Origin of the sequence: Enterobacter sp. SA187 (assembly GCF_001888805.2) — a bacterium.
Taxonomy (GTDB): domain Bacteria; phylum Pseudomonadota; class Gammaproteobacteria; order Enterobacterales; family Enterobacteriaceae; genus Enterobacter_D.
In genome coordinates this window covers 869,874-894,848 of the sequence record NZ_CP019113.1, presented here as the reverse complement: position 1 = coordinate 894,848, position 24,975 = coordinate 869,874, and the positions used below count along the sequence as shown (strand labels likewise).

The window sequence follows — 24,975 nt, the reverse complement described above, 5'->3', positions numbered from 1 at the left end:
GGTTCATAGCGACGGGCGGTAGCATAGGCACTCAAGGAGAAGTGAACATGGAACATCAGTCAGCAGTCTTGCTTCGTCGTATTAATCCGTACTGCGCTAAAGCGCTGGAAGCCGCAGCCACATTGTGCCAGACACGGGCGCATGCTGAAATTACGATAGAACACTGGCTGTTAAAGCTGTTTGAGATGGGCGAGGGCGATATAACGGTTCTGGCTCGTCGCTACGAGTGGGACATGGACGGTATATGGCAAAGTTTGCTGGGGCATCTGGATGCTTCGCCACGCTCGGTGCAAACTCGTCCGCAATTGTCCGCCAATCTCGAAGCATTGATCAAGGCCGCCTGGCTTGCCGCCTCGTTGCAGGATGATAGCCCGCATATAAGAAGTGTACACCTGCTGGAAGCGCTTCTTTCTCAGCCGGGATTATTGAGCTGTGAAGGGTTATGGCCACTTTTTAGCCTTAGCAAAACTCAAATAAGGCGTCTGAAACCTTTACTCGATGCCCAGTCAGATGAACGTCCGGAACTGCAACAGCAGGAGATTCTGGACCAGATGCCTTCAACTCTTGCGCGTGACGTTCCAAAAAATACGGGGATCTCCTCCGATAATTTAAGCGAAGCATTACAGGCTGCGCTGGATAAATTCACCCTGGACGTAACCGCCAAAGCAAGAGCTGGGCAGATTGATCCGGTATTTGGTCGTGATAATGAAATCCGCCAGATGGTGGATATACTTTCTCGCCGTCGAAAAAATAACCCAATACTGGTTGGCGAACCGGGAGTGGGAAAAACCGCGCTGGTGGAAGGCCTTGCGCTGCGTATTGCTGATGGCGATGTCCCGGATAGCCTGAAAACCGTCAGTTTACGTACCTTAGATCTTGGTCTTTTACAGGCTGGTGCTGGTGTAAAAGGAGAGTTTGAGCAACGTCTGAAAAATGTCATTGATGCGGTTCAAAACTCCCCATGGCCGGTACTGCTATTTATCGACGAAGCCCACACTATCATCGGTGCAGGTAATCAGGCCGGGGGGGCTGATGCAGCAAATTTGCTTAAACCAGCCCTGGCGCGTGGTGAATTGCGCACCATTGCGGCTACCACGTGGAGCGAATATAAACAGTACTTTGAACGCGACGCAGCACTTGAGCGCCGTTTTCAGATAGTCAAAGTGGATGAACCGGATGATGAAATTGCGTGTTTGATGTTACGCGGTTTGAAATCGCGTTATGCGCAACATCATGGTGTTCATATCACTGATGAAGCGGTAAAGGCAGCGGTTAGCCTGTCCCGGCGCTACATCACCGGGCGACAGCTTCCAGATAAAGCTGTCGATCTGCTTGATACCGCATCGGCACGCGTACGCATGAGCCTGGATACCCTTCCGGACACGTTAATCCGGCTTGCGGCACAAATCAGCGCCCTGGAAACAGAAAAGCAAGCATTGCTGGAAGATATTGCATTGGGCAGTAGTGGCTCTAATGAACGGCTGGGACAAATTGAAAAGTCTACGAATGAACTCATCGCGCAACGTAACGTACTAAACATTCAATATCTGCAAGAAAAAACACTCACTCAACAATTGCTTGCAACACGACAGGACATCAGTCGTCAGGCTGAAATTAGCAGTTTGCAACAGCAGCTTACTGAATTACAGAATGGTGCTCCTCTACTTTCGCTGGATGTAGACGTACGTACCGTCGCAACCGTAATTGCTGACTGGACAGGTGTGCCCTTAAGCAGCTTGTTAAAAGATGAGCAGACCGACTTACTCATGCTTGAGAGCCATTTAAGCAAGCGCGTTGTTGGGCAGGATCAAGCACTGGTAAATATGGCGCAGCGTCTGCGGGCAGCGAAAACAGGTCTGACGCCTGAAAATGGCCCGTTGGGGGTGTTTCTGCTTGTGGGGCCGAGTGGGGTGGGTAAAACAGAAACCGCCCTTGCCTTAGCTGACAGCCTGTTTGGTGGTGAGAAAGCGCTGATTACTATTAACCTGTCGGAGTATCAGGAAGCGCACACGGTTAGCCAGTTAAAAGGCTCGCCTCCGGGCTACGTCGGATATGGGCAGGGCGGCATATTAACTGAGGCCGTACGTAAACGCCCTTACAGCGTCGTGTTACTTGATGAGGTTGAAAAAGCACACCGTGACGTAATAAACCTTTTTTATCAGGTTTTTGACCGTGGGTTTATGCGCGATGGCGAAGGGCGTGAAATTGATTTTCGCAATACGGTGATCCTGATGACTGCCAATCTCGGCAGTGATGCATTGATGCAAATGCTGGATGAACAGCCGGATGCGAGAGATAGTCAACTGCACGAGCTGTTGCGCCCAACCCTGCGCGATCACTTCCAGCCTGCGTTGCTGGCGCGCTTTCAAACGTTGATCTATCGTCCCCTTACTGCTGTTGCGCTGCGTACTATCGTGAAAATGAAGCTAGACCAGGTTGCGAGCCGTCTGCGTCGGCATTATGGGCTGTCCTGCATTATTGAAGAAAGCCTTTACGATACGCTGGTCGCCGCCTGCCTGTTGCCGGATACCGGTGCGCGTAATATTGACAGTTTGCTAAACCAGCAAATCCTGCCCGTGCTGAGCCAGCAATTACTGCAACGTAAGGCTGAGCAGGTACGTACCGAAAATCTGACACTGGGGTGGAATGAAGAAGCGGGGATTGTGCTGGAATTTGATCATGGAGTAACTGAATAGAGCGTGCCGATGATACAGTAAAAATGCATGGTGGTTATTTATTATCCTGAATAATTAATTTCTATAAATATGTTGTAGCCATCTCTTGAAGCAGTGTGGAGAATTTTCATGGATAGCGCAAAAGAAATTGCACAAGATATGCTTGAAGCAATCAACGTGGATGGGGGAGGTTTTTTAGGCGCAGTCGCTAAGGGTTTTATCTCGTTTCCTGTCAGCTTATATTATCTTGGCTATGATTTCATGCATACTGAGGATCGCAGAGAAAATTATGAAGATAAGATTAGAGTTGCCAGGCTTGTAAAATCTGACAACATCAATAAAGAAATACTAGAGAGAATCATCAGTGACTTTATGGATGAGTTTTCATCACGCGTAGATATAGAAAAAGTTGTTAGTATGATTAAAAATACTACTGGCACAATTATTGGCAAAGCGTTATTTGCACAACTCTTTGGGGTTAATCTGGGGAAGATATTAACAAACCATGCTATTACGGCTTTTTTTAAGAACAGATGCTGGAGCTATACTTACAGTCGGTGCTGAAGCATCCTGAGCGATTTATGTATCACGATACTTACGTGACAGAAACCCTTCCTTTTACTATAAATTAAAATATATGGGAAACTTGGATCTATTATATTATTTGGTTGAGGATATTGTGAGACCATTTGAAGCAGTCTGCGACATTCATGACAAAAATCAAGCAGACTTTGATAATCTTTGCAAGTATTTCTTTGGTGGTTTATGAACTTAAAAAAGGTTGTAGTTTTTGTTTTTTCATATTTCGCCTGTGCTGTCGCAGGAGCATTGGTTACATTTGGTTTGATTTTTACTGTTTGGTTCTTTTTTTTCTCAAAAAGTGAAGATTCTTTATTTTGGTGTGGAGCTTCGATGTTGCTAATTTTTCTGGGGTATATAATCAATCGAATTGCATTTCCTCATATCTAGAGCGTTTTCTAAATACTCATTTATTCCCGTAGTTAGGTTAAATGTTAATAGCCTTAAATCCTGCATGTGCTCAGTAAGAAATTATTGTCAAAAGGCTTTGCCGTTTAAGAAAGAAAGTCTGATACCTGGATTGTCCAGAGGTAAGGTTATGAGTGACTCATTAGATGAAGATCTTGGTGAAGATGCCATATGGGATCTTTACAAAAAAATCTTAAGAGGCTTTTCGTGGTGATATTGAAACTTTTTTTGTAAAATTTTTGGTATTGCTTTTAACAATATTAGTACTGACGGGATGTCCGGGGGGAGGAGATAGTATTCTTCCTCGTTAAGAAGCAAAATTAAATATTATTGATAATAAGTTTTATTTTTGGGTCGAAGGCACAGTCGAATATCAGATAGCCCATATTTCCATCAACCCCAGAGGAACATCTTTTCGTCGCCAGAAGGTGTAATTTAATCCGCAAATTAAAACGTTGAACGGGAAATTATGTATCCCTTCATCATTCTTCCTTTTTCCTGAACATGGACAGTTTTTAGTTGAATATGTATTGTCATCATATAGCTCTTCAACAATTATAGTTACAGGAGTTAATTTTTAAAATGTGGATGTCAGGCTTATTCAACTTACGAAGGATGAAGTCGTAAGATAGTTGATCAAATTTTATTTAAGATCTCCGTACCTTTTTTATCAATGAAATTTTCACTGTGTTTTTAAAATATATTATTTGAATTTTTTATTTCATTATGTAAATAAGATGTTAAGTTAGGGATTGCACTGGAGGTGTATGATGAATAGGAAAAACAAGAATGAATTTAATGAGGGGGGAGTCCGACTATTGAGTATTGGTGAGATAAAATTGGCTAAATCTGTTTTTAAGTCCACTATAGACTACAGCACCGTGTGGATCCATAAGGAAAGCTATTTACCGTTTAATCTTCAGGATAAAAAAACTGCGATGGCGCCTAATGGTGAAATCTATTTTCGTGATTTTTATAGAGATGATTTCTCTCTGTCCACGGATGATATTCAGCACCTGTTTATTCATGAAATGAGTCACGTATGGCAACGTGCGAAGGGAATGCATGTTATTACAAGAGGCTTGATTAGCTGGCTGGTTTCTTATCGATATATGCTTGACGGTCGGTTGTTGAGTGAGTATCCCATGGAGCAACAGGCACAAATTATTGCGGATAATTTTACTTTGCAAACCCATGGATATGCAGTGTGGTATCGTTTGTGGAGTAATAAATACCCCGCGGTGACGCTTGATGGAGAAACTGCTGAAGCAGTCGTTCGGCAAAAATACTGGGAGGCGTTACGAGGATTCCCATGGTGAAACTATCAAAATTCCGCTCTGGTTTTTTAGTAGGGGGGATTTTCCTCAGCCTTAGTACACTTACGGGTTGTCCTGGAGTAGGTGACAGGATGGAATTTGATGAAAGCGCAGAGGTCAGTGTTAAAGGCAAGGATGTCTGCTTTGAAGTCATAGATCCGCAAGATTATCAGCCGGTAGATATGGCTATCAATCCGCGAGGGACGCTTTCAATAAATAAAAGAATTATTTTTAATCCTGCCCTGACTGTTATTAAAGGGGAGTTATGTATACCCCCTTCTTTTTATGATTTCCCCGATAAAGGACAATTCATTGTTGAGTATACTTTAACGTCAAAACAAAAGAGAGAAAAATCAAGAAAAGTGGTGGTTGTCTTGGGTGTTGCGGATGGCAAAATCTATAATATGATACCTGCCGATAATGAAATCTCCAGACCTTATGATGAATTAAGTCAATAAAAAGGCATGAGTATTAGACGGCGATTCGAATAAATTTTCTATCCTTAAATAATTAAAATCCCGGTAAGTATATGGAGTAAAAACCATGAGTATCATTGATCAGAATTCAACTTTGCTTAATGAAACGCTGAACCGCTTTCGACTTGTTATTCCTTCATGTACTTCCAAACTTGATGTGGAGGAATTCAGCGGCCGAGAGGTATTAAGTCAGGTGTATTATTACACTATTGTTTTCACCACACCAGATAAAGATATTGATGCGTCCCAGGTATTGAGAAAACCTGCCAGTCTTACTATGGGCATTGGTCTGTTACACAGCCTAACGGAAGATAAAGTAGTACATGGTATTGTGAGCGACTTTCGTCGGATATCAGGCTCTAACGACGAGGCGCAATATATTATTACTCTGGAGCCCTTCCTGGCATTGCTGGGTAAGCAAATACGTACTCATCGCTTCTTTGTCAATAAATCCGTACCTGACGTAGTGGCACAGATCCTGGATGAGCATGGTTTCAAAGGTTGGGAATACGAATTCAATCTCAAACAAAATTATCCCAAACGTGAGCAGATCAACCAGTATCAGGAAAGCGACCTGGCGTTTATTGAGAGGTTACTTTCTGAGGTAGGCATATTTTATTTTTTTACTTTGCAACCAGATACTCATACCGAAGTTGTTCACTTTGCGGATAAACAGAGTGCCTATGAATTTGATAAAACACTCCCTCTGAACAGCCCGTCGGGAATGAGTGATAACGCAAAGGAGTCGGTGTGGGGGCTGAACATTCAGCATAATGTGGTTCAGGCGGGGGTGATAGCGAAGGATTATAATCATCGCGAAGCGCAGAAAGTGTTGCAGTCCGCCAGAGCGGATATGACGCGCCGCGACGGGGCAGATATAACCTACGGAGAGGTTTATCACTACAAACCACGCCATCTTGAAACCGGCGATAAAAATGATCCATCTGCTGAAACAGCTAATTTCCTGGCTCGTCTTGATCATGAACGCTTTCTGGCAGATCAGACCCTTATTACCGGCTTCAGTACAGATGTAACCTTGCGACCTGCACAGGTATTGACGGTAAAGGACGATACCGTTCCCTCCACATTACCTGAGTTACTGAGCTTACCGATGGTCGTGATACGCACTGGATTTATGGCCAGTCGAAAAGATGCGCTCAAGGTAACGCTTGCCGCAGTGCCTTACAGCGAAACCCTGTGCTGGCGTCCACCGTTAAAACCCCGTCCTACAATAAGCGGTACGATGATGGCAAGAGTCACCAGCGCCAGGGCAGACGACATTTATGCCTGGCAGGATGCAGCCGGACTGTACCGGGTAAAATTTGACGCCGATCAGGACGACAAAGCTCAGGGCCAGGAGAGCATGCCCGTCCGCCTTGCGAAACCCTACGGCGGTGACGTATACGGATTTCACTTCCCGCTAATCCAGGGCACAGAAGTAGCTATTGCATTCCACGATGGTGACCCGGATCGGCCATACATCGCCCATGCCCTGCACGACTCCCGGCACGTCGATCATGTGACAGAAAAGAATAATACACGCAATGTGATGCGTACCCCTGCCAACAATAAGTTCCGCATGGAAGACAAGCGTGGCGAGGAGCATATCAAGCTCAGTACCGAGTATGGCGGTAAAACACAGCTTAATCTCGGGCATAACGTTGATGCCGCGCGTGGTTTGCGTGGTGAAGGAGCGGAACTGCGGACGGATGACTGGATTTCTATTCGTAGTGGCAAAGGCATTTTTCTGAGCGCTGATGCGCAACCTAAAGCGCAGGGGCAGATGTTAGATATGGGGGCGGCTTTAGCGCAGTTACAAGATGCTTTGCAACTTGTTACCGCTCTGGCGCAAAGTGCAAAGGTATCGGGTGCGCTGGAGGCTGATACGTCTTCTCAAAGGGAGCTTAATCGTGCTCTTTCTCAGCTACAGAGTGCAGGGTTGTTGGCATCAGCACCGGCGGGAATTGGTTTAACAACGCCAAAAAATATCCAGCTCTCTGCCGGACATTCCCTGACCGCTACAGCCGGGGAAAATATCGATATGACTATTTTCAGGAAGCTTACGGTAGCCGCAGGTGAAGCCATCAGTCTGTTTGCACATAAAATGGGAATGAAAATATTTGCGGCCAGGGGGAAAGTCGATATTCAGGCGCAAACTGATGCTATGAGATTGCAGTCAGATAAAACGATGAATATGAATAGTGTTAATGGTGAAATTATCCTTAATGCGGCTGAAGGAATAACGCTTACAAGTAAGGGCGGTGCTTACATCAAAATAAAAGACGGATCTGTAGAAATCGGCGCGCCGGGGAGAATAGAGTTGAAAAGCATGAATATTCTCTGGGGAGGAATTGCTTCACTTGAACAAGCTCTCTCTCCTGTTGCGGTAAGCGACCCGCAGTTTCATAACCCAATGAATGGTAGTTTTCAGATTGTTGATGAAGTTAGTAAACAGCCAAAGCCATATATACCATACAGAATTGAAACCGAGGATGGGCAGATTATCCGTGGTGCAACGGATGCAAATGGCTACACGCAGGCACATTATGGCATTGATCCTAAGGCAATAACGTTGTTCTTTGAATAACCAGGGAGTGAAAAATGAGTGAGCAAGGGAAAGCTGCAGCCGAACACAAACTAAGTAAATCCGAAAGTAATGTGAAGGTCGTTACCCATAAGTCTTGCCAGTGTTATTTCAGAACCGAAACGCTACAACTAATATTCATTGATGAAGCTGAAGTTGCCGGTTTTGAAAAGGCAATGGATAAACTTTGCCTATTGATAGATGAGCATCATAAAACAAAAGCTAATTATTCTGAGGCGATTGAAAATTACGGTATCCGAAAAAAGGATATTGCAAACCAAAATGATTTATCAGAATACAAGGCTAAGATCGCCAACACAGAGGCTTTGCTTAAGTCTGCCACTGAAAAGCTACAGCAAGAGTTAGGCGATTTTAATGAGCAAACGGGATATTCAGCAGTGGTCGAGCTAATTCCTCTGCAACCGCTTAAAAAAAGTAAGTATGGACGTCGTTATTCATATATTAAAGAGTGCGATTTTAAAAAATTCGAAGATAAGTTAATAATTATTCCTGTCGATGTTTCTGCTGATGATGGTATATTCAAGAAAGATGATGATGGAAATATTATCGGAATCGATATCGATTCGTTAAAGACAAAACTGGCAGCAGCAAAAAATACCATTAAACAAATGATGGATAGCACCATGACGATGAGTGCTGATGTGGATTATGAGGCAACGCTGACAGAATGGGCTGACGCATGGAACAGTGAGTCAGGCGCATACAATAAAGAAGGCCACTATATTGATGTTTCAGCCGGGGCGCAGTTTCTGCGGTTTACGGCGAATGCATCCACGCTTAATACCTGGAACCCGGATACAGGAGCGGTACAGATTAAGGGAGAAGCGCATTCTGGTCTGACGCTCTGTTCTGGCACACTCAATACAACGCTTTATGTCCCGGATCGTACAGGCTGGCCCCTGAAGTTTATGGTCAATGATACTAAAGAAGCCAATATAGGGATTTTACGGGCCAGAATTGACGGAGAGCTGACGGGATATGTTGGAGCTTCTGCGCAGGCCGAAGGCAACCTTCAGTTTGTAACATACAATAAAAAACAGTTGCTGATGGGGAACCGTACGCCAGGAGTCCCTTTTAGTGAACGCCAGAATGGGGTAAAGATCAAAGATAGCAAGGAGAATCCAAAAAGCCTGGAAATAAAAGCAGAAGCATTTGGTGGCGCAAAGGCTGGAGCCAGTCTTGGCGGCGCTCTGCAGTGGTTAAAGCCTTTTAGTTCACTGGTCGATGAGCTTCCCAGTATGCTGCATACCTTTGGCATGGATTCACCAGCACTGGAACAAATCCTGCCATCTGTAAAGCAGTCACAAGAGAAACAAAACGACCAAACGGGAGAGTTTCAGGATTTTGCTTGTTTGAAGGTAGGCGGGGATGTGGAACTGGGCGTGGGATTAAGTGGTGAGTTTAAGATCCGCTTCGTAAAAGGCCGCTTTAGATTTCATATTAAAGGAAGCATATGTCTTGGCCCGGGAGCAAAAGGTGAAGTAGAGGGAGAGGTTTCACCCGAATTGTTTGGAGAGTTTGCTATTTGGGTGATATACCAATTATATGGTATCGATTATAGACACTTAACTATAATTGCAGATGATGCATTTAAAGCACTTACCTATATACTTGTTATGGGCGGCGCTGAAATATACTCTAAGTACTATAATAAAATGCGAGCAGAATTAGAAGGTGTGAAGAAGGATTTTGTTGATTTTATTGATGACATGACGAAAGGTTTGATGAAGGCTCGAAGTGATTCAACTAAGCGTAATGATTTTGCATCTTTAATAAACAAGGATCCTGGCTGCGTCTTTTTATTTTCTCCAGAAGCAAAAGGTATTGCACTTTATGTGCTTACTAAAGATGGCGCATATGATCGTATTGATATTAACAACCAGGGCGATGGTTTTCTACCTGATACAAATAAAAAACGCAAAACCGCTGTATTATATGTTTTGTCCAGTATTCAGACCAAACGCGAATGGAAAAAAGTGTTGTCTCGTATTAGCAAGGATGGTACAGCGCTCCCCGGTAATGAAGATGCAGTAGTCAAACAGGCCGAAGAAAGTATAAGAAATTTTTTACAAATAGGTTTTAACAAAGACAAGGAGTTAGAGGATATTATTGATAAGTTAGAACTGAGAGAATTCAATCAGGTCTTCAAACGGCTTAAAGAAAATCCAGCTTATGGTTATGCGTTCTCACCTAATTGCACTAAACAGTACTTTTTACACTGTGATGATAATCCGTTTTATAGTTCTTTATGTCATTTTGGCCCTGTTAACTCTGAATATAAACAAAAATGGGAGGCAAATGATTGATGCGTATTTATTTTATAGTTCTGTTATTATTTGTTAGCGGTTGTGATAATGCAACGGAAACTAAAAAACTTACCGCTGACGAACAGGCTGAACTTAAACAGTTTGTCAATAAAATCAAATCAGAGCTTGTCTACGTCAAAGGCGGAACGTTCTGGATGGGAGATTTCTGCAAAAAAATGCGCAATGGTGGACCTTATTGTTCATCAGAAAAGGATAATAAACCATTGCATGAAGTGGAGCTTGAGAGTTATTCCATTAGTAAGTTTAAAGTAACTCATGAAGACTATGACTTCTATTTAAAAATGAAAAAGTTGCCAAAAAAGAATTTTGAAAAGAAAAGCTACAATGAAATTTTTTATAATATGATATATTTTGAAAGAAGTCCGGCGATTATTACATGGACTGAGGCTTTTAATTATTGTGATTGGTTAAAAAAAGAAACTAAAATGCCTTTTTCGCTTCCTACGGAAGCTCAATGGGAATATGCGGCTCGTGCGCGCGGTCAGTATATTTTAGTGGCAACAGATGATGGTTCTTGGCGGAAAAATGAAAAAACAGGATATGGTGAAAACTTCGCTACAGATGAGGATAGGTGGGCAGTAGAGAAGGATTTAGGCATCGATAGTACTTCTATACATTTCCCGGTAGATAAATATCCTCCCACTCCACTTGGAATGTATGGTATGGCTGATAATGGTTGGGAGTGGGTGCATGACTGGTATGACCCTTATTATTATGAAAAATCCCCAAAAAAAGATCCTCAAGGTCCAGATAAACCTATAGTCAAAGATGATGATTCTGGACAATATCTGAAAGTTTTACGTGCTGTAAATCATCTTGTACCCGGCGCGCCAGAAGGCGTTACTTTTAGTCGAGCATCGAATATTAAAGATAATCCTTATCCAGCCAGTACAACAGTACGTTGCGTCGTTAATTCACCGGACCCAATAAAATGAACCAAAAATCCATAAATTATAGCCTGTTTCTTTTCTTACTAATCGGTGGTTGCGACAATGCCAGTCAGGCAGTAAACCGTACTCCACAAGAGCAGGAAGAATTACAGCAATACCTCAAGCGTATAAAAAAAGACCTTGTGTATGTTAAAGGCGGAACGTTCTGGATGGGAGATTTCTGTAAAAAAATGCGTAATGGCGGCCCTTGTTGTTCATCAGAAAAAGATACAAAACCTTTGCACGAAGTGGAGCTTAGTAGTTATTCCATTAGCAAGTTTAAAGTGACTCATGAAGATTATAATTTCTACTTAAAGGCGATGGGTTTGCCAGATCAGTATGTAAATGAAAATTATCAAAAGGAGATGCTGGCAACGATGACTCACTTTGATAATAGTCCTGCTGTAGTGACATGGACAGAAGCAAATAATTACTGTTCTTGGCTTGGAAAAGTTACAGGGCTTCCTTTTTCAATGCCTACAGAGGCGCAATGGGAATATGCCTCACGCAGTCGCGGGAAATATATAATAATTGCGACGGATGATGGCACATGGCGGAATAATCCCAGTACTGGATTAGGGGGAAATTATGCTACAGATGGGGATCGCCGCATAGTGGAAGAAACTTACGGAATAAATGGATCACTAGTCCATTTCCCTGTAGATAAATTTCCTGCTTCACCTTTAGGATTGTATGGCATGTCAGATAATGGGTATGAATGGGTAACTGACTGGTATGATGATGAGTATTATAAAAGATCAATAAGAAAAGATCCGAGAGGTCCTAATAACCCTGTAATGAAGGATGAGGACACTGGCCAATATTTTAAGGTGTTGCGAGGCGGTGAGGCCCCTGGCCCAGGTAGCGAAGTGGGGTTCACGTTTTATCGTGCCTACAGAGTTAAAGATAATCCTTATCCAGCCAGTACAACAGTACGTTGCGTGGTTAATTCTCCGCACCCGATAAAATGAACCAAAAATTCATAAATTGTAGCCTGTTTCTTTTCTTATTAATCGGTGGTTGCGACAATGCCAGTCAGGTAGTAAACCGTACTCCACAAGAGCAGGAAGAATTACAGCAATATCTCACGCGTGTAAAAAAAGACCTTGTGTATGTCAAAGGCGGAACATTCTGGATGGGAGATTTCTGTAAAAAAGAGCGCAATGGTGGGCCTTATTGTTCATCAGAAAAAGACACAAAACCGCTACACGAAGTTGAATTAACTGGTTATTCAATAAGCAAGTTCAAAGTGACGCATGAAGATTATAAATGCTATCTGAAAATTGCTGGGTTGTCAGAGCAAATTTTTGCACATAAATTTGAGAGCGAAATGTTGTCTGATATGACTTATTTCAAAAGAAGTCCGGCCATAGTAACATGGACAGAAGCTAATGAGTATTGTAACTGGTTGAGAAAAGAATCCGGACAACCTTTTTCGCTTCCTACAGAAGCGCAATGGGAGTACGCGGCACGTAGTCGAGGTCAATATATCTTGGTCTCGACGGATAATGGCGTCTGGCGTAGTAATGCTAAAGACGGTAGAGGCGAAAATTATGCCACCGATGTAGATCGTCACCTTGTGGAGGATTCTCTTGGAATAAATAGTATATTAATTAATTTCTCTGTCGATAAATACCCTCCAAACTCGATAGGATTATTTGGAATGGCAGAGAATGGATATGAGTGGGTGCTGGACTGGTACGATCCTGATTATTATAGCCGGTCTCCGGTAATAAACCCTCAGGGTCCCGCAAAACCGGTTATTAAAGATGATGATAGTGGGCAATACCTCAAAGTTTTACGTGGGGGAAATAATCCTGATCCATCAGGGGATGTCGGGTTGACGTTTTTTCGAGGCTACAAAATAAAAGATAATCCTTATCCAGCCAGCACAACAGTACGTTGCGTCGTTAATTCTCCGGATCCAATAAAATAAATTTCCTTGATGTGTTGTAACGCTTTTATTCTAACTTTTTCTACTTTTACTAAATTTTAATTTAAATTGAAGGTGCCAGTGTTGGGGTGGGTAATATAGTTATTTATATTTTCAGTGCAAGAACAGGTGCAGCCTATTAAAGTGCTCGTGTAATAATAATCTTTGAGGTTTTCTCACAGTAAATGATTATATGGAGGTATTTATATGCTTGGCGTAATACGGATCGGAGATAAAACCTCTCATGGTGGTACCGTTCTTGAGGGCAGTGCTGGTCTCATATTTATGGGTAAGGCAGTTTCCTGTATGCTGGATAAAGTATCCTGCCCTGTACATGGCGTAACTTTTATCGCAGAAGGCGATGTTGGATCTAAATGGAATGGGCGTCCTATCGCTTTGCATGGTCATCGGTGCGGATGTGGTTGTACACTGATTACCTCCCTGCCAACGGCGGGGAAACGTTAAGCTATGCCTGTAGAAATAAGGAATTTGCCAGAACCTAAAGTGTTGCCTAAGCCTCCTGAAAAAATGCGCTGGCTCGTTTTTATAGCTATCTGCATGCTTACTGGGTTTATATTAACACTTTATTTTTGGCCGAAAGGTAAACCAGCAAACACTTTTTGGTTCTGGATATGTGCTACTTTGATTCCATCGGCCCTGGGGTTAATATGCTATGCAATAAGATTACGTCAGTATGAACATCTGGTCGAGCAAGTTTCACACTGGAACCAGTTATATGCAGAGGAATTAAAAAGCAGAGAGGAAGCCGGGCAACAGGCATTAGGGATGCTGGGAATGGCATATGTCACCCCCGCAGCGAAAAATAAACTGGCTGCTGCATTATTGTTGGGTGCAAGCCCTTTGCAAACTGTTTATTGCTCTCGTACTGCCTCGGTGGTGAGTAATGCACTCCTTCACCCACCAGCTAAAAGCAATACGGTTGCGGAATATTGCTCTCGTTTAGAAATGCACCTTTACACTTTGCTGCGTATGCTGACGCCTGAGTTGGAACAGTATGCCCTTAATGAGCCTGTAACGGTGCGTATCCGTCACGATCAAACAGTAAGTGATACCTGCTTTCTGAGTATATGGCAACGCATTTTCCCGGAGCGATACGCTCTTCATCCTATTATTTTCAGACCCGACGACGATGGGCTTATGTGGCTGGATGAGTGGCTGGACGAGCAGAGTCCGTCACTTGTACTTTCTGTTGAGGTCAATCTCTTTGGAGATAAAGGTGATAATCAGGCTGAGTCAATTTCATTGTTATTACTGGCTTCGCCAGCGTGGATAAAGGAAAAGCATACTAGTCCACTGGCGTTTATTCATCGTCCTGTATCTGTGATAAAGGCAGTAGAGGATATAGATGATGTTGTACGCTGGGGTAAGCTTTCACCTGATGAAGGTTATTTTATCTGGCGAAGTCAACTAACGCCCTCCAGCCAGACTGAAATAATTGAGGCTATGGATGCTAAAGGTTATTTATTTAATAAAGATCGAGAGCATTCGTTAGACAATTCTTTCGGGAAACCTGATTTTGCTGTTGGGCATATTACGCTTATTTGCGCCTGTGAACATGCAAGTTCTTCACAAGTACCGCAGTGGATCATGTTAGAAGATAAAATGCCTCAGTGCGTCATTGTACGTCCAGCGTAATTCTGCATTAAGGAAAGTTAAGTGTACAAAAAAAGACGATTTAGCACATGGATAGTTGTTATTGTATTGCTTTTAATTGGCAGTGCGCTTATCTGGTTCGATAATCCTGTTATTCACTTACCAACTCAACAAAAAAAACTAATTGCTTCTCTTACTTTGTTTGGGATTTGTTTCGGATGGTTGCTATGTGATGATTTATTTTTAAGGATAATAAAATCTGTTGTTTCGTCAGAGTATTTCCGCGCATTAAATATCCGCTTGATTAAGCAGAGTAATTCAAAGATTAAAAGCCAGGCTAGCGAAAATTCTTATGTAGTTCAAATGAAAAAACTTCGCGTGGCTTTGCACATGAACTATGGTCGCTTTTGGCCTCGTAGAGTACGTATCATCCTGCTCACTGGCAGTATCAATGACGTAGAGCTGCTTGCCCCAGGCCTTGCAGACCAGCTCTGGCAGGAAGACAGAGGTACGCTACTGCTGTGGGGGGGAGATCCCTCTGCACCTTTAGACGCGGAATGGTCTGAAGCCCTGAGCAAACTTCGCCGCCGCCCCATAGATGGTGTGGTCTGGGTGACCTCTGCGTTCGCACAAAAGCACCCCCCCTCCAACGATATGATTGAGCGAATGTCACAGGCATTAACTTCCCGCTGTGGCTTGTCAGGCTGGCGGTTCCCCCTGTATGTCTGGTCCCTGCACGGCACTGAAAGTAAAGATCATGTTCGGGCTACTCAGGCCGTAGGCTGCCTGCTTTCCGTAAACTGCCAGCCAGAAGTGTTGCGTAATCAGCTTGCAGCGCTGGTACCTCCCTTAATTGAACAAGGAACGCAGCAGATCAGTAACTGTTCCAGGCATCAATTTTTACTGCAGCTTGCCGGACAACTAGCTGATGACCCGAATTCTGTCGCTGAACCCCTGGGCGATTTACTCATCCCCTGGCAACCTCTTCCGCTTGCCGGGATCATGTTCAGTCCGGCTTCTGCAAATACCACGAGAACGGTTCGGCACCACTGGGTAAGGGATAATCGCTGGGATATCTTGCTGGAGTCGTTGCCTTCTCTGCCCACTGGTCTTGTGGCGAAAAAACGCGGTGTTGCTTGGGGCCAGGTCATGATGTTCATCCTCACGGGCGCTATGGTGCTGTGGGGGGCAGGAATGGCGACATCGTTCCTGGTAAATCGCGGAACCATTATCTCAGCAACATCACAGGTCAGACGCGCCGCCGACGAACAACAGCCGCTCCCTGTGCGTCTGCAGGCCCAGCTGGATTTACAGCACACGCTGGATCAACTGACATACCGGCAACAGCATGGCGCTCCCTGGTATAGTCGCGCTGGCCTGAGCCAGAACGATGCGTTACTGATGGCGCTCTGGCCGCATTATGGAGCCAACGCACTGCCCCTGGTGCGTGATGCCGCTGCCCGGCATCTTGAGGCTCAGTTAAATACTCTGTTAACTTTATCGCCAGATAATCCACAACGCGAAAGTCTCATGAAACCAGCTTATGACCAGTTAAAGCTCTGGCTTATGCTGGCCTGCCCGGAAAAAATGGACGCAGCCTGGTTTAGCAAGACGTTGCTGAAAAACTGGCAACAGCGTCAGGGCATACCGGACAATCTCTGGCAAGGCAGCGGACCGGCCCTGCTGGATTTTTATGCCCGCCATCTTCCCTCACATCCGTCATGGCGTCTTGAGCCAAATACGCAGCAGGTGAGCCAAGTCCGTACTCTGCTGGTACGCCAGATGGGCGCGCGTAATAGCGACGCTTCCCTCTATCAAAAAATGCTCGTCCAGGTGGCGAACCAGTACGCTGATATGCGTTTGTCGGACATGACCGGCGATACGGATGCGGCACGTCTTTTTACAACGGACGAGGTTGTACCGGGCATGTTTACCCGCAAAGCATGGGAAGAAACCGTCCGGCCAGCCATTGAGCGGATAGTCAGTGAGCGTCGCGAAGAAATGGACTGGGTGTTAAGCGACAACAGAACGAACGCCTTACAGCAGGCGTCCCCGGATGCATTGCAAGCGAGCCTTGAGGCGCGTTATTTCGCCGATTTCTCTGCAAGCTGGCTGGCCTTTCTCAACAGCCTGCGGCTCCGTCCGGCCCGGACGCTATCGGATTCCATAGATCAGCTCACACTGATGGCTGACGTGCGCCAGTCTCCGCTGGTTGCGCTGATGAATACCCTGAGCGTACAGGGTAAAACTGGCCAACTTACTGGGGCATTGCCGGATTCGCTGGTTAAATCCGCAAAAGATTTATTAAACCGTGACGAGAAACCTGCTTTTGATCAGCAAACGGGCGTACAGGGCCCGCTGGATAGCACTTTTGGCCCTGTACTGTCACTGATGGCGAGTGGGGACAGCATGACTCTGAGTCTGAAAACTTTCCTGACCCGCGTCACTCAGGTGCGGCTTAAACTCCAGCAGGTAGTTAATGCCCCTGATCCCCAGGCGATGAGCCGAACACTGGCGCAAACCGTGTTTCAGGGAAAGGCAGTCGACCTGACCGAAACCCGTGATTATGGCAGCCTTGTCGCCGCGAGCCTTGGTCAGGAGTGGAATGGATTCGGACAAACCGTATTTGTTCAGCCGGTCGAACAGGCCTGGCAGCAGGTACTGACGCCTGCCGCTGAAAGCCTCAATGCCCAGTGGCAGGCAGCAATCGTCACTGACTGGAACAGTACGTTTGGCGGGCGATACCCGTTAAAAAACACCAGTAGTGAAGTGTCACTTCCGCTCCTTGCCCGCTATCTCAATAACGATAGCGGTCGTATCGCTCACTTTTTGCAGACCCGGCTCAGTGGTGTGCTGCATAAAGAGGGCAGTCACTGGGTACCGGACAGTATCAGTGCACAAGGGCTAACATTTAATCCAGCTTTTCTTGATGCCGTGGATATGCTGAGCGCTCTGTCTGATGTCGCCTTTGCCGGAGGGGAGGCGGGTATTCGATTTGAGTTACGTCCGGGAACAGCTAAAGACGTGATGCAGACTGACCTGGTCATCGACAGCCAGAAACTCAGCTATTACAACCAGTCGCCGTTCTGGAAGCGGTTTAACTGGCCACATGATACCGAGTTCCCTGGCGCAAGTCTGAGCTGGATAAGTACGCAAGCGGGAACACGACAGTACGCTGATTTGCCAGGCGCATGGGGGTTGATTCGCCTGCTGGAGAAGGCTGAAGTTACTCCCTATCCAGGCGTAAACAGTAGCTTCAGTGTTACCTGGAAAGCTCCTGATGGCAGGCCGTTGCATTACACCCTGCGGACCGAGGCGGGGGAAGGGCCGCTTGCGCTGCTGAAATTACGTGATTTCAGATTGCCCGAGCAGATTTTTAGCGTAAACAGACCCGGAACAGAGGACGTAAATTAATGGCAACCTTGACGACGTTATTAAACGCCAGTCATGCCGATCCGCTTGTGATTTCACAACAGGCCCTACAGCAGGCTTTACTGTGGGAAAACTGGCTGGCACCTGTTTCCCTGGATTCTCCAGCGGGAAGCGATCCAGGTTATGACGATGATTTCCAGCAGATGCGCGAAGAAGTCAATAAGCTATCCGGCGCAGACACCGCTTTAATCTGCGATCTGGCAGAGAAGTTGCTCACCTCAACCTGTAAAGACGTACGCGTCGCAACTTATTACATCTGGGCGCGACTACATACGGATGGTGAAAGCGGGCTTGCTGATGGGCTGTCCTTGCTGGCCGCGTTGGTTCAGCGTTTTGGAACAGCCTTACATCCGCAGCGTGGTAATAGTCGCAAACTGGCGCTGGAGTGGCTGGCGAGTAACCGTATGCTGGACAGCTTATCTTTATATCCTGAGGTGGCAAAAGCGGACTTTGAGCGCATTGTGGGTGCGCTGCTTTTAACCGAGGAAATAACAGCGCTCTGGAACGAATCAGAGCGCCCGCAGTTTGGTGGGCTTTATACTGCGCTGGAAAACCGCCTTGCGCAATCCGGTGGTCCGGATGCGGTGATCCCGCAAAACAGTAGCGCCACGATTATTCACTCTACTTCTACGTCGGCGGAAACGCCGGTGTTGAAACCGGTTACCTCCGGACGTGACTTACTCGATCAGGCGAAATTACTGGCAAATTTTTTGCGCGATCAGCCCTACGGCTGGTTATCCGCCCATCATCTGATAAAAAGCATACGTCTGGATACCTTACACGAACTTCCTCCCCTGGCAGCAGACACGCGCACACGGCTGGCCCCACCGAAACCGGAACATCGCGCGATGCTAAAGCGCCTTTATTTGCAACAAAGCTGGCTGGAATTACTTGAGCAGACCGAGAGCTTTTTTGGTCAGGCGGTCAATCACTTGTGGCTGGATTTGCAGTGGTATATCCATCAGGCACTCAGCAAAGCAGGCACGCCTTATGAAAAATGGGCTGACATTATTACGCATGATTTACGCGGTTTACTCCATCGCCTGCCTGGGCTTGAAGGACTGGCTTTTAGCGACGGCACGCCCTTTGCCGATGAAGTGACCCTGAACTGGATCAATCAGCACGTTCTGGTGGCTGAAGGCTGGCACGATGAATCTGCAGCTTCAGCCAGTACGGCGGGCCACGATGAAATCTTACAACTGGAGCCAGAAGCCCTGGCACAGGCGGACAGCGAAGGCGTTGAAGCGGCGTTGCTCTGGCTGCAACATCGACCCGCGATGCACACGCCTCGTCATCAGTGGCTGGTACGTCTGCTGATGGCACGGGTCGCTGAGCAATACGGCAAGAACGACATGGCACTGCATTTGCTCAATGAACTGGACTGCAAGGCTGCCAAATTAATGCTCTCGCAATGGGAGCCAGAATTGTTGTTTGAGGTGAAAGCTCGTCGTCTGAAGCTACTTCGCATCAAAATTAGTCGATCCGACACGGACAAATCACGTTTACACAGTGAAATGGAAACCCTGCTTGCCGGATTGATTGCCATTGATCCCGCAAGAGCGGCAGTACTGTGTGGGTAATTGATAATGCCTGGTAATGAAAAATACATGAAAGACTTAACCCTGCGTTATTACGACGCTGAAATACGCTATCTTCGCGAGGCAGCCAAAGAGTTTGCACAAGCACATCCTGATCGGGCTGCTATGTTGGATTTGGATAAATCAGGCACCCCGGATCCCTACGTTGAACGTCTGTTTGAGGGGTTTGCTTTTTCAATGGGCCGCCTGCGTGAAAAAATTGATGATGACCTGCCGGAATTCACCGAAGGCCTGGTGAGTATGTTGTGGCCTCATTATTTACGCACTATTCCATCACTATCGATTGTGGCGCTGTCTCCCGCCATTCAGTCAATGAAAATAGCGGAAACCGTACCCGCCAGTATGGAAGTTTATTCGCGCCCCATAGGCCCCAAAAATACTGTCTGCCAGTACCGAACCACTCGCGCGACGGTGCTCAATCCACTGGAAGTGTCAAAAGTTGTGATGGCGGCTGAGCCGGACGGGCGTTCCGTGTTGCGTTTGCGGCTGACCTGCAGTTCGCAAACCGACTGGACACAGGTGGATTTAAGGCGGCTTTCTTTTTATCTGGCAAGCGACGCTCCTGTTAGCAGCGCGTTGCATCTGGCATTAACCCGGCGACAGGCAGCACTTTATCTGCGTTTTCCGGATCAAGTCGACAGGGTACAAATTGATGGCTGGTTTTCTCCAGGCGGCTTCTCTGAGGATGACCTGTTATGGCCGAAAGGTGAAAGCGCTTTTAGTGGATATCAGCTTCTTCTGGAATATTTCACCTTCCGCGAAAAGTTTATGTTTGTACATCTCAATGGGCTGGAGAACGTGACATTCCCCGTTGGCATCGCTTTTTTTCAGATTGAAGTGGTACTGCAAAGCCAATGGCAGAGCGACCTGCCCGTTACGGATGAGGCGCTTCAGTTGCACTGTGTGCCGGTTATCAATCTTTTTCCGCTGGAAGCAGATCCGTTGATAATTAACGGACTGGAAAGTGAATATCTTTTGCGGCCACGACGTTTACAGGACGGTCATACTGAAATTTATTCGGTAGATAGCGTAACCGGGTCACAGCGTACCTCGGGTGCTATTTACGTGCCTTTTACCAGTTTCCGTCACCGGGGTGGGATGCAACGACGTCATGCACCAGAACGTTATTACCATACGCGAGTCAAGCGCGGGGTAACAGGTTTACATGATACCTGGCTTATTCTTGGCGGTGTGCAATGGGAGGCTGACCGGCATCTCATGCGTGAGGCGGTATCATTGAAAATTACTGGTACTAACGGCCAGCTCCCGCGAAAAGCACTGCAAAGCACGATACTCGATCGCTGCGAGTCAGTGCTACAGACCCCTCTCAAAGTGCGTAACCTTTGTAAACCTACGTTACCTGCTTATCCTCCAGCTGAGGATCGTTTTCAATGGCGGGTATTGAGCCATCTGGGTTCAAGCTATCTTAATTTGATGAGCAGCGCGGATGTCCTGCGTAACACGCTTGAGTTATATAACTGGCAGAACGACGAACTGAATAATCGTCGTCTCGATGCCATACAGCATGTCGCGCACCATCAGATCCAGCGTTTTGAAAAAGGCTTCTTACTACGGGGTATTGATATTGAAATTACCCTCGACAGTAATGGTTTTACTGGCGAAGGGGATGTTCATTTATTCGGTGAGATGCTCAACCGGTTCTTTGCGTTGTACGCCGATATCCACTTGTTTAACCAGCTTACCCTCATTGTGCAACCTGCCGGGAAATGTATCCGATGGAAAGAGAACCACAACCAGCGTTTACCCGGTTAATAGAGCAACTGCGTGACAAACTGCCTTACACTCAGTTTTACCGCTTTTGCCAGTTACTGGAACAAAGTCAACCGGATCTTCCAGCGCTCGGCAGCGGTTGGCAGATCAAGCACGATCCAGTTCGTTTTCGTCCCCATCCGGGAATGGGCTTCCCGGCCAGCGAATTCAAAGGAATGGAAATAGCGGAGCAGGCTGACGAACCACCGATCATCCGCACTACCTTTTTGGGACTGTATGGGGTGGAATCTCCCTTGCCGACGTCTTATATCGACGATATTGCGCAGCGCAGGGAAGGCTATGAGGCCGTGAGTGATTTTCTGGATATATTCAATCACCGGATGATCACTCAGTATTATCGTATCTGGAGGAAGTATTCCTATCCTGCAACCTTTGCATCCGGCGGCCAGGACAGAACGTCGAAATACTTGTTGAGCTTGTGTGGCCTGGGTATTGAAGGCTGCACCAAAAGCATAGCAACACCAGTCTCGCGCTTTTTAGCGCTGACCAGCATGATGCGTCTACCCACCCGTACTACTGAAGGCGTGGTGGCGCTGGTTCAGTTACTGGCTCCGGATACTGAAGCCATCGTGCAGCCTCATGACCGCTGTCGTATTCCCTTGCATAAGCCATTAACGATGAGTGCGCGTAACCCTGTCAGTATGAGCAACAGTCCGATAATGGGAACGCACACCATAGATGTAAATAGCCAGATCTTATTGCAACTGAGGACTCATAATGCTGACGAAGCTGTTGGCTGGCTTCCTGGCGGGCAATTGCATGCGGATTTGCACGCTTTGTTGCAGGTCTATCTTGGAGCACGCCTTCATGTACGCTTACAGCTTTGTGTATGTCGCCGTCTGTTGCCGGATGCGCAGTTAACCTGTCAGCCCAAAAAGAGTAGCGTGCTGTTGGGGCGGACAGCGGTGATGCGACCACAGCAGGTGAGCATAACAGAACGGCATAACGAAAAAGTTATTACTATTAATCTGGGTCGCTATCAGCGTATTCAGGAGGCTTTTAACCGTAGGGAGACGGACGAACATGGCGATTACCGCTGGTAAAAAGCGTTTTACATTCATAACACTAATTATGGTGGCCACATTATGCGGCTGTGGATTAACGCAAAAAGTGGGCGACAGCACCGTTGCTATGACCAGGGCATTATTTTTCAAACAAGTGAAAATACTGCATCTGGATATTATTGCACGGGAGGCAGCTAATAATAATGCGGCAGGAATTCCGCTTTCAACAGTAATTCGTATTTATCAGTTAAAAGATCGCAAGGTGTTTGATGATACAGATTATCCATCGTTATTTGCCGAGGATAGCCAGGCTATTAAGTCTGACCTGGTTGCTCAAAAAGATATTCGTCTTCGTCCTGGTGCCTCTATAACAATAGATATGCCTCTGGAAGCTTCAGCTAATTATGTTGCGGTAGCCGCTCTTTTTCTGACACCTGATACTGCAAATAATACCTGGCGCGTGGTGTTAAACCGCGATGAGCTGGATCCGGATGTGGCGCGGAAGATTGAAATGAATAATCAGACACTAGCTCTTCTGCCGCTCAAGGATGATTAGCATGGCACAACCCTCCCTTTATGAAATGCTCACCGGCAACTTTACCGGCGGCTTTGATATTCATCAGGTTAGCGAAGAAAATCAGGTCATCATATCTGTACTGGATAATATGCAGCGTATTCTCAATACCCGTCAGGGCTCGCTCAGCCATCTACCGGATTATGGTCTGCCGGATATGAGTAAAATTCTGCAGGGGATGCCTCGCACGGCACATTCTTTACTGGATACGCTTTCGGCAACCCTATTGAAATATGAGCCTCGTCTGAAGCGCATACAGGTGGTCTTGCTGCCGCAGCATATGCCGGGCCAACTGGAATACGCGATAGATGCCGAGTTACACGATTTCGGCATTGTGCGTTATGACACGGCTTTTATGCCGGAAGGCCGTGTGCTTATCCGCCATCTCAGGCAACAAAATTACCTTCAGCCGGGCGACAGCTATTAACGACTATCAGAGACGTTATCTTCATGACTATTAATGACTATACCCTGAAAACGGGCGGTGATCCCCGCGCGCTGGCTGACTTTGCCGCTTTGCGGGAAGAAATCAGTAAACTTACCCATCCCGCTCGCCCCGACATAAGCTGGTCGAGGGTTGAACAACTAAGCCTTTCACTGTTTAGACAGAATGGCATCGAACTCCAGACGGTCGCCTGGTACACCCTTGCGCGCACCCATCTCACCGGAATGGCAGGTCTGAATGAAGGGCTGGCTATTTTAGAAGCTTTACTTACTCATCAATGGGGAGCAATGTGGCCGCAACCAGTACATGCCCGGATGGAAATTATTGCCGGGCTTAGCGTGCGTTTGCAATCTGTCCTGCGCACGCTGAGCCTGAGCTATACCGATTTACCCTTGATCTACCAGGCGGAACAGCATCTCACTGCTTTGCGCAATGTGCTGCAACGTCTTGAACTCAAAAATGCCAGCCAAATGGGTGAGTTGTGTATGTTTATGCATAACGCGGCCACAAGACTGGAAAATATTGAACCCCACCAGGCGCAGGAAATGCCAGTTGTAATTCCCCCATTTCCCGCAGCGCAGGCAAAACTGGCCAATCTTTCCCCGGTCACACCGCTGATTTATGTGGCACATCAGGATCAAAAAAGTCCGCCTGCTGTGATCACGCCTCCGCAATCCCCAAAACTCCAATGGAAAGGTTTTACGACAGGTGTACTGCTTACTCTGTTTCTGGGCAGCGCAGCGTGCTGGGGCTGGCAGTTTGTTGATCAGCAGGAGAGTATTTTACCGTTGACGGTTTCGGAGGAGGCGTTAACAACACTTGCCGGGCAGTCATCCCTGTGGCTACAAGACTACGGTTTTGCGCTGAGCACCAAAGCGAAACCGGAAAATATCGACAAGTTTAAGATGCAGTGGCAACAGCAAATCGTCAGCAATGCATTGCCAGTTGAAAAGCTGTCTGGCTGGCATCAGGGAATGGAAGGACTGGAGGATCTGACCCGGCGTCTTAATGAGCTTGATGAACGCAAAGGTAAATATCTTACCGGATCGGAATTGAAATCTATGGTGTTTACCATTACCCAGAATTTTGCACGAACGGAGCCTGTTGAAGAACAACTCTACCAGCTTAGTAAGATGACTTCCGGGACACCGGAACTGGCCACTTCACTATCGCGTACTGATATGCACCTTAAGCAGTTGCTTAACCGCTATATGCTCATCAAACAGCATGCTGAAAAGCAATAATAATCGTTACTTCAGTGTCCACGCC

The 24,975-nt window shown here is 46.3% G+C and carries 18 protein-coding genes; all 18 read left to right on the top strand.

Translation table 11 applies throughout. The annotated features are described in order from the left end of the window. Positions 1-47: 47 nt before the first annotated feature. The 18 genes from tssH (at position 48) to BMF08_RS04345 (ending at position 24,950) form a co-directional block, all read left to right on the top strand. The gene (gene tssH / locus BMF08_RS04430; RefSeq protein WP_072571150.1) at positions 48-2,696 is read left to right on the top strand and encodes a type VI secretion system ATPase TssH; all 2,649 of its coding nucleotides are present in this window, start codon (positions 48-50) and stop codon (positions 2,694-2,696) included. A 108-nt stretch (positions 2,697-2,804) separates the two neighbouring features. Continuing rightward, positions 2,805-3,239 (top strand): hypothetical protein, encoded by a 435-nt coding sequence (locus BMF08_RS04425; RefSeq protein ID WP_234007212.1) that lies wholly within the window; start codon positions 2,805-2,807, stop codon positions 3,237-3,239. Positions 3,240-4,429: 1,190 nt separating this feature from the next. Further along, positions 4,430-4,981: a type IV secretion protein Rhs gene (locus BMF08_RS04420; RefSeq protein ID WP_072571152.1), complete on the top strand. Its 552-nt coding sequence runs from the start codon at positions 4,430-4,432 to the stop codon at positions 4,979-4,981. Beyond that, positions 4,975-5,436 carry a putative T6SS immunity periplasmic lipoprotein gene (locus BMF08_RS04415; RefSeq protein ID WP_234007211.1) on the top strand — a complete coding sequence of 154 codons (462 nt, stop codon included), beginning with the start codon at positions 4,975-4,977 and terminating at the stop codon, positions 5,434-5,436. Before BMF08_RS04420 ends, BMF08_RS04415 begins: the two co-directional genes overlap by 7 nt. 85 nt (positions 5,437-5,521) lie before the next feature. Further along, complete coding sequence (locus BMF08_RS04410; RefSeq protein ID WP_072571154.1) at positions 5,522-8,041, top strand: type VI secretion system Vgr family protein; 2,520 nt, start codon at positions 5,522-5,524, stop codon at positions 8,039-8,041. Positions 8,042-8,055: 14 nt separating this feature from the next. Beyond that, entirely contained in the window at positions 8,056-10,365 is a 2,310-nt protein-coding gene (locus BMF08_RS04405; protein ID WP_072571155.1) for a hypothetical protein, read from the top strand. Further along, positions 10,365-11,321: a formylglycine-generating enzyme family protein gene (locus BMF08_RS04400; RefSeq protein ID WP_072571156.1), complete on the top strand. Its 957-nt coding sequence runs from the start codon at positions 10,365-10,367 to the stop codon at positions 11,319-11,321. Before BMF08_RS04405 ends, BMF08_RS04400 begins: the two co-directional genes overlap by 1 nt. Next, positions 11,318-12,286 carry a formylglycine-generating enzyme family protein gene (locus BMF08_RS04395; protein ID WP_072571157.1) on the top strand — a complete coding sequence of 323 codons (969 nt, stop codon included), beginning with the start codon at positions 11,318-11,320 and terminating at the stop codon, positions 12,284-12,286. The genes BMF08_RS04400 and BMF08_RS04395 overlap by 4 nt, the downstream gene beginning before the upstream one ends. Further along, the gene (locus tag BMF08_RS04390; RefSeq protein ID WP_072571158.1) at positions 12,283-13,251 is read left to right on the top strand and encodes an SUMF1/EgtB/PvdO family nonheme iron enzyme; all 969 of its coding nucleotides are present in this window, start codon (positions 12,283-12,285) and stop codon (positions 13,249-13,251) included. The genes BMF08_RS04395 and BMF08_RS04390 overlap by 4 nt, the downstream gene beginning before the upstream one ends. A 204-nt stretch (positions 13,252-13,455) precedes the next feature. Beyond that, on the top strand, positions 13,456-13,713 hold the full coding sequence (locus tag BMF08_RS04385) for a PAAR domain-containing protein (RefSeq protein WP_072571159.1): 258 nt from the start codon (positions 13,456-13,458) through the stop codon (positions 13,711-13,713). Positions 13,714-13,716: 3 nt separating this feature from the next. Beyond that, positions 13,717-14,904, top strand: coding sequence for a hypothetical protein (locus BMF08_RS04380; protein WP_158684876.1), 1,188 nt, complete (start codon positions 13,717-13,719; stop codon positions 14,902-14,904). A gap of 21 nt (positions 14,905-14,925) precedes the next feature. Beyond that, positions 14,926-18,276: an ImcF-related family protein gene (locus BMF08_RS04375; RefSeq protein ID WP_072571161.1), complete on the top strand. Its 3,351-nt coding sequence runs from the start codon at positions 14,926-14,928 to the stop codon at positions 18,274-18,276. Beyond that, a complete protein-coding gene (tssA, locus tag BMF08_RS04370; RefSeq protein WP_072571162.1) occupies positions 18,276-19,874 on the top strand; it encodes a type VI secretion system protein TssA in 1,599 nt (532 codons plus the stop codon). Before BMF08_RS04375 ends, tssA begins: the two co-directional genes overlap by 1 nt. A gap of 27 nt (positions 19,875-19,901) precedes the next feature. Further along, a complete protein-coding gene (tssF, locus tag BMF08_RS04365) occupies positions 19,902-21,665 on the top strand; it encodes a type VI secretion system baseplate subunit TssF (RefSeq protein WP_072571163.1) in 1,764 nt (587 codons plus the stop codon). Next, entirely contained in the window at positions 21,629-22,726 is a 1,098-nt protein-coding gene (gene tssG / locus BMF08_RS04360) for a type VI secretion system baseplate subunit TssG (protein ID WP_199775947.1), read from the top strand. Before tssF ends, tssG begins: the two co-directional genes overlap by 37 nt. Continuing rightward, positions 22,707-23,243 (top strand): type VI secretion system lipoprotein TssJ, encoded by a 537-nt coding sequence (gene tssJ / locus BMF08_RS04355; protein WP_072571165.1) that lies wholly within the window; start codon positions 22,707-22,709, stop codon positions 23,241-23,243. The genes tssG and tssJ overlap by 20 nt, the downstream gene beginning before the upstream one ends. Continuing rightward, positions 23,236-23,688, top strand: coding sequence for a type VI secretion system baseplate subunit TssE (gene tssE, locus BMF08_RS04350; protein WP_072571166.1), 453 nt, complete (start codon positions 23,236-23,238; stop codon positions 23,686-23,688). Before tssJ ends, tssE begins: the two co-directional genes overlap by 8 nt. A gap of 23 nt (positions 23,689-23,711) precedes the next feature. After that, positions 23,712-24,950, top strand: coding sequence for a VasL domain-containing protein (locus BMF08_RS04345; RefSeq protein ID WP_072571167.1), 1,239 nt, complete (start codon positions 23,712-23,714; stop codon positions 24,948-24,950). Positions 24,951-24,975: the final 25 nt, after the last annotated feature.

What these genes read in the sequence shown, in the direction of transcription:
- BMF08_RS04395 (WP_072571157.1), top strand. Translation starts at nt 11,318, where the DNA reads ATGAACCAAAAATCCATAAATTATAGCCTGTTTCTTTTCTTACTAATC.
- BMF08_RS04405 (WP_072571155.1), top strand. Translation starts at nt 8,056, where the DNA reads ATGAGTGAGCAAGGGAAAGCTGCAGCCGAACACAAACTAAGTAAATCC.
- BMF08_RS04420 (WP_072571152.1), top strand. Translation starts at nt 4,430, where the DNA reads ATGATGAATAGGAAAAACAAGAATGAATTTAATGAGGGGGGAGTCCGA.
- BMF08_RS04425 (WP_234007212.1), top strand. Translation starts at nt 2,805, where the DNA reads ATGGATAGCGCAAAAGAAATTGCACAAGATATGCTTGAAGCAATCAAC.
- tssE (WP_072571166.1), top strand. Translation starts at nt 23,236, where the DNA reads ATGATTAGCATGGCACAACCCTCCCTTTATGAAATGCTCACCGGCAAC.
- BMF08_RS04400 (WP_072571156.1), top strand. Translation starts at nt 10,365, where the DNA reads ATGCGTATTTATTTTATAGTTCTGTTATTATTTGTTAGCGGTTGTGAT.
- tssA (WP_072571162.1), top strand. Translation starts at nt 18,276, where the DNA reads ATGGCAACCTTGACGACGTTATTAAACGCCAGTCATGCCGATCCGCTT.
- BMF08_RS04415 (WP_234007211.1), top strand. Translation starts at nt 4,975, where the DNA reads ATGGTGAAACTATCAAAATTCCGCTCTGGTTTTTTAGTAGGGGGGATT.
- tssG (WP_199775947.1), top strand. Translation starts at nt 21,629, where the DNA reads ATGGAAAGAGAACCACAACCAGCGTTTACCCGGTTAATAGAGCAACTG.
- BMF08_RS04390 (WP_072571158.1), top strand. Translation starts at nt 12,283, where the DNA reads ATGAACCAAAAATTCATAAATTGTAGCCTGTTTCTTTTCTTATTAATC.
- BMF08_RS04385 (WP_072571159.1), top strand. Translation starts at nt 13,456, where the DNA reads ATGCTTGGCGTAATACGGATCGGAGATAAAACCTCTCATGGTGGTACC.
- tssJ (WP_072571165.1), top strand. Translation starts at nt 22,707, where the DNA reads ATGGCGATTACCGCTGGTAAAAAGCGTTTTACATTCATAACACTAATT.
- BMF08_RS04345 (WP_072571167.1), top strand. Translation starts at nt 23,712, where the DNA reads ATGACTATTAATGACTATACCCTGAAAACGGGCGGTGATCCCCGCGCG.
- tssF (WP_072571163.1), top strand. Translation starts at nt 19,902, where the DNA reads ATGAAAGACTTAACCCTGCGTTATTACGACGCTGAAATACGCTATCTT.
- BMF08_RS04380 (WP_158684876.1), top strand. Translation starts at nt 13,717, where the DNA reads ATGCCTGTAGAAATAAGGAATTTGCCAGAACCTAAAGTGTTGCCTAAG.
- BMF08_RS04410 (WP_072571154.1), top strand. Translation starts at nt 5,522, where the DNA reads ATGAGTATCATTGATCAGAATTCAACTTTGCTTAATGAAACGCTGAAC.
- tssH (WP_072571150.1), top strand. Translation starts at nt 48, where the DNA reads ATGGAACATCAGTCAGCAGTCTTGCTTCGTCGTATTAATCCGTACTGC.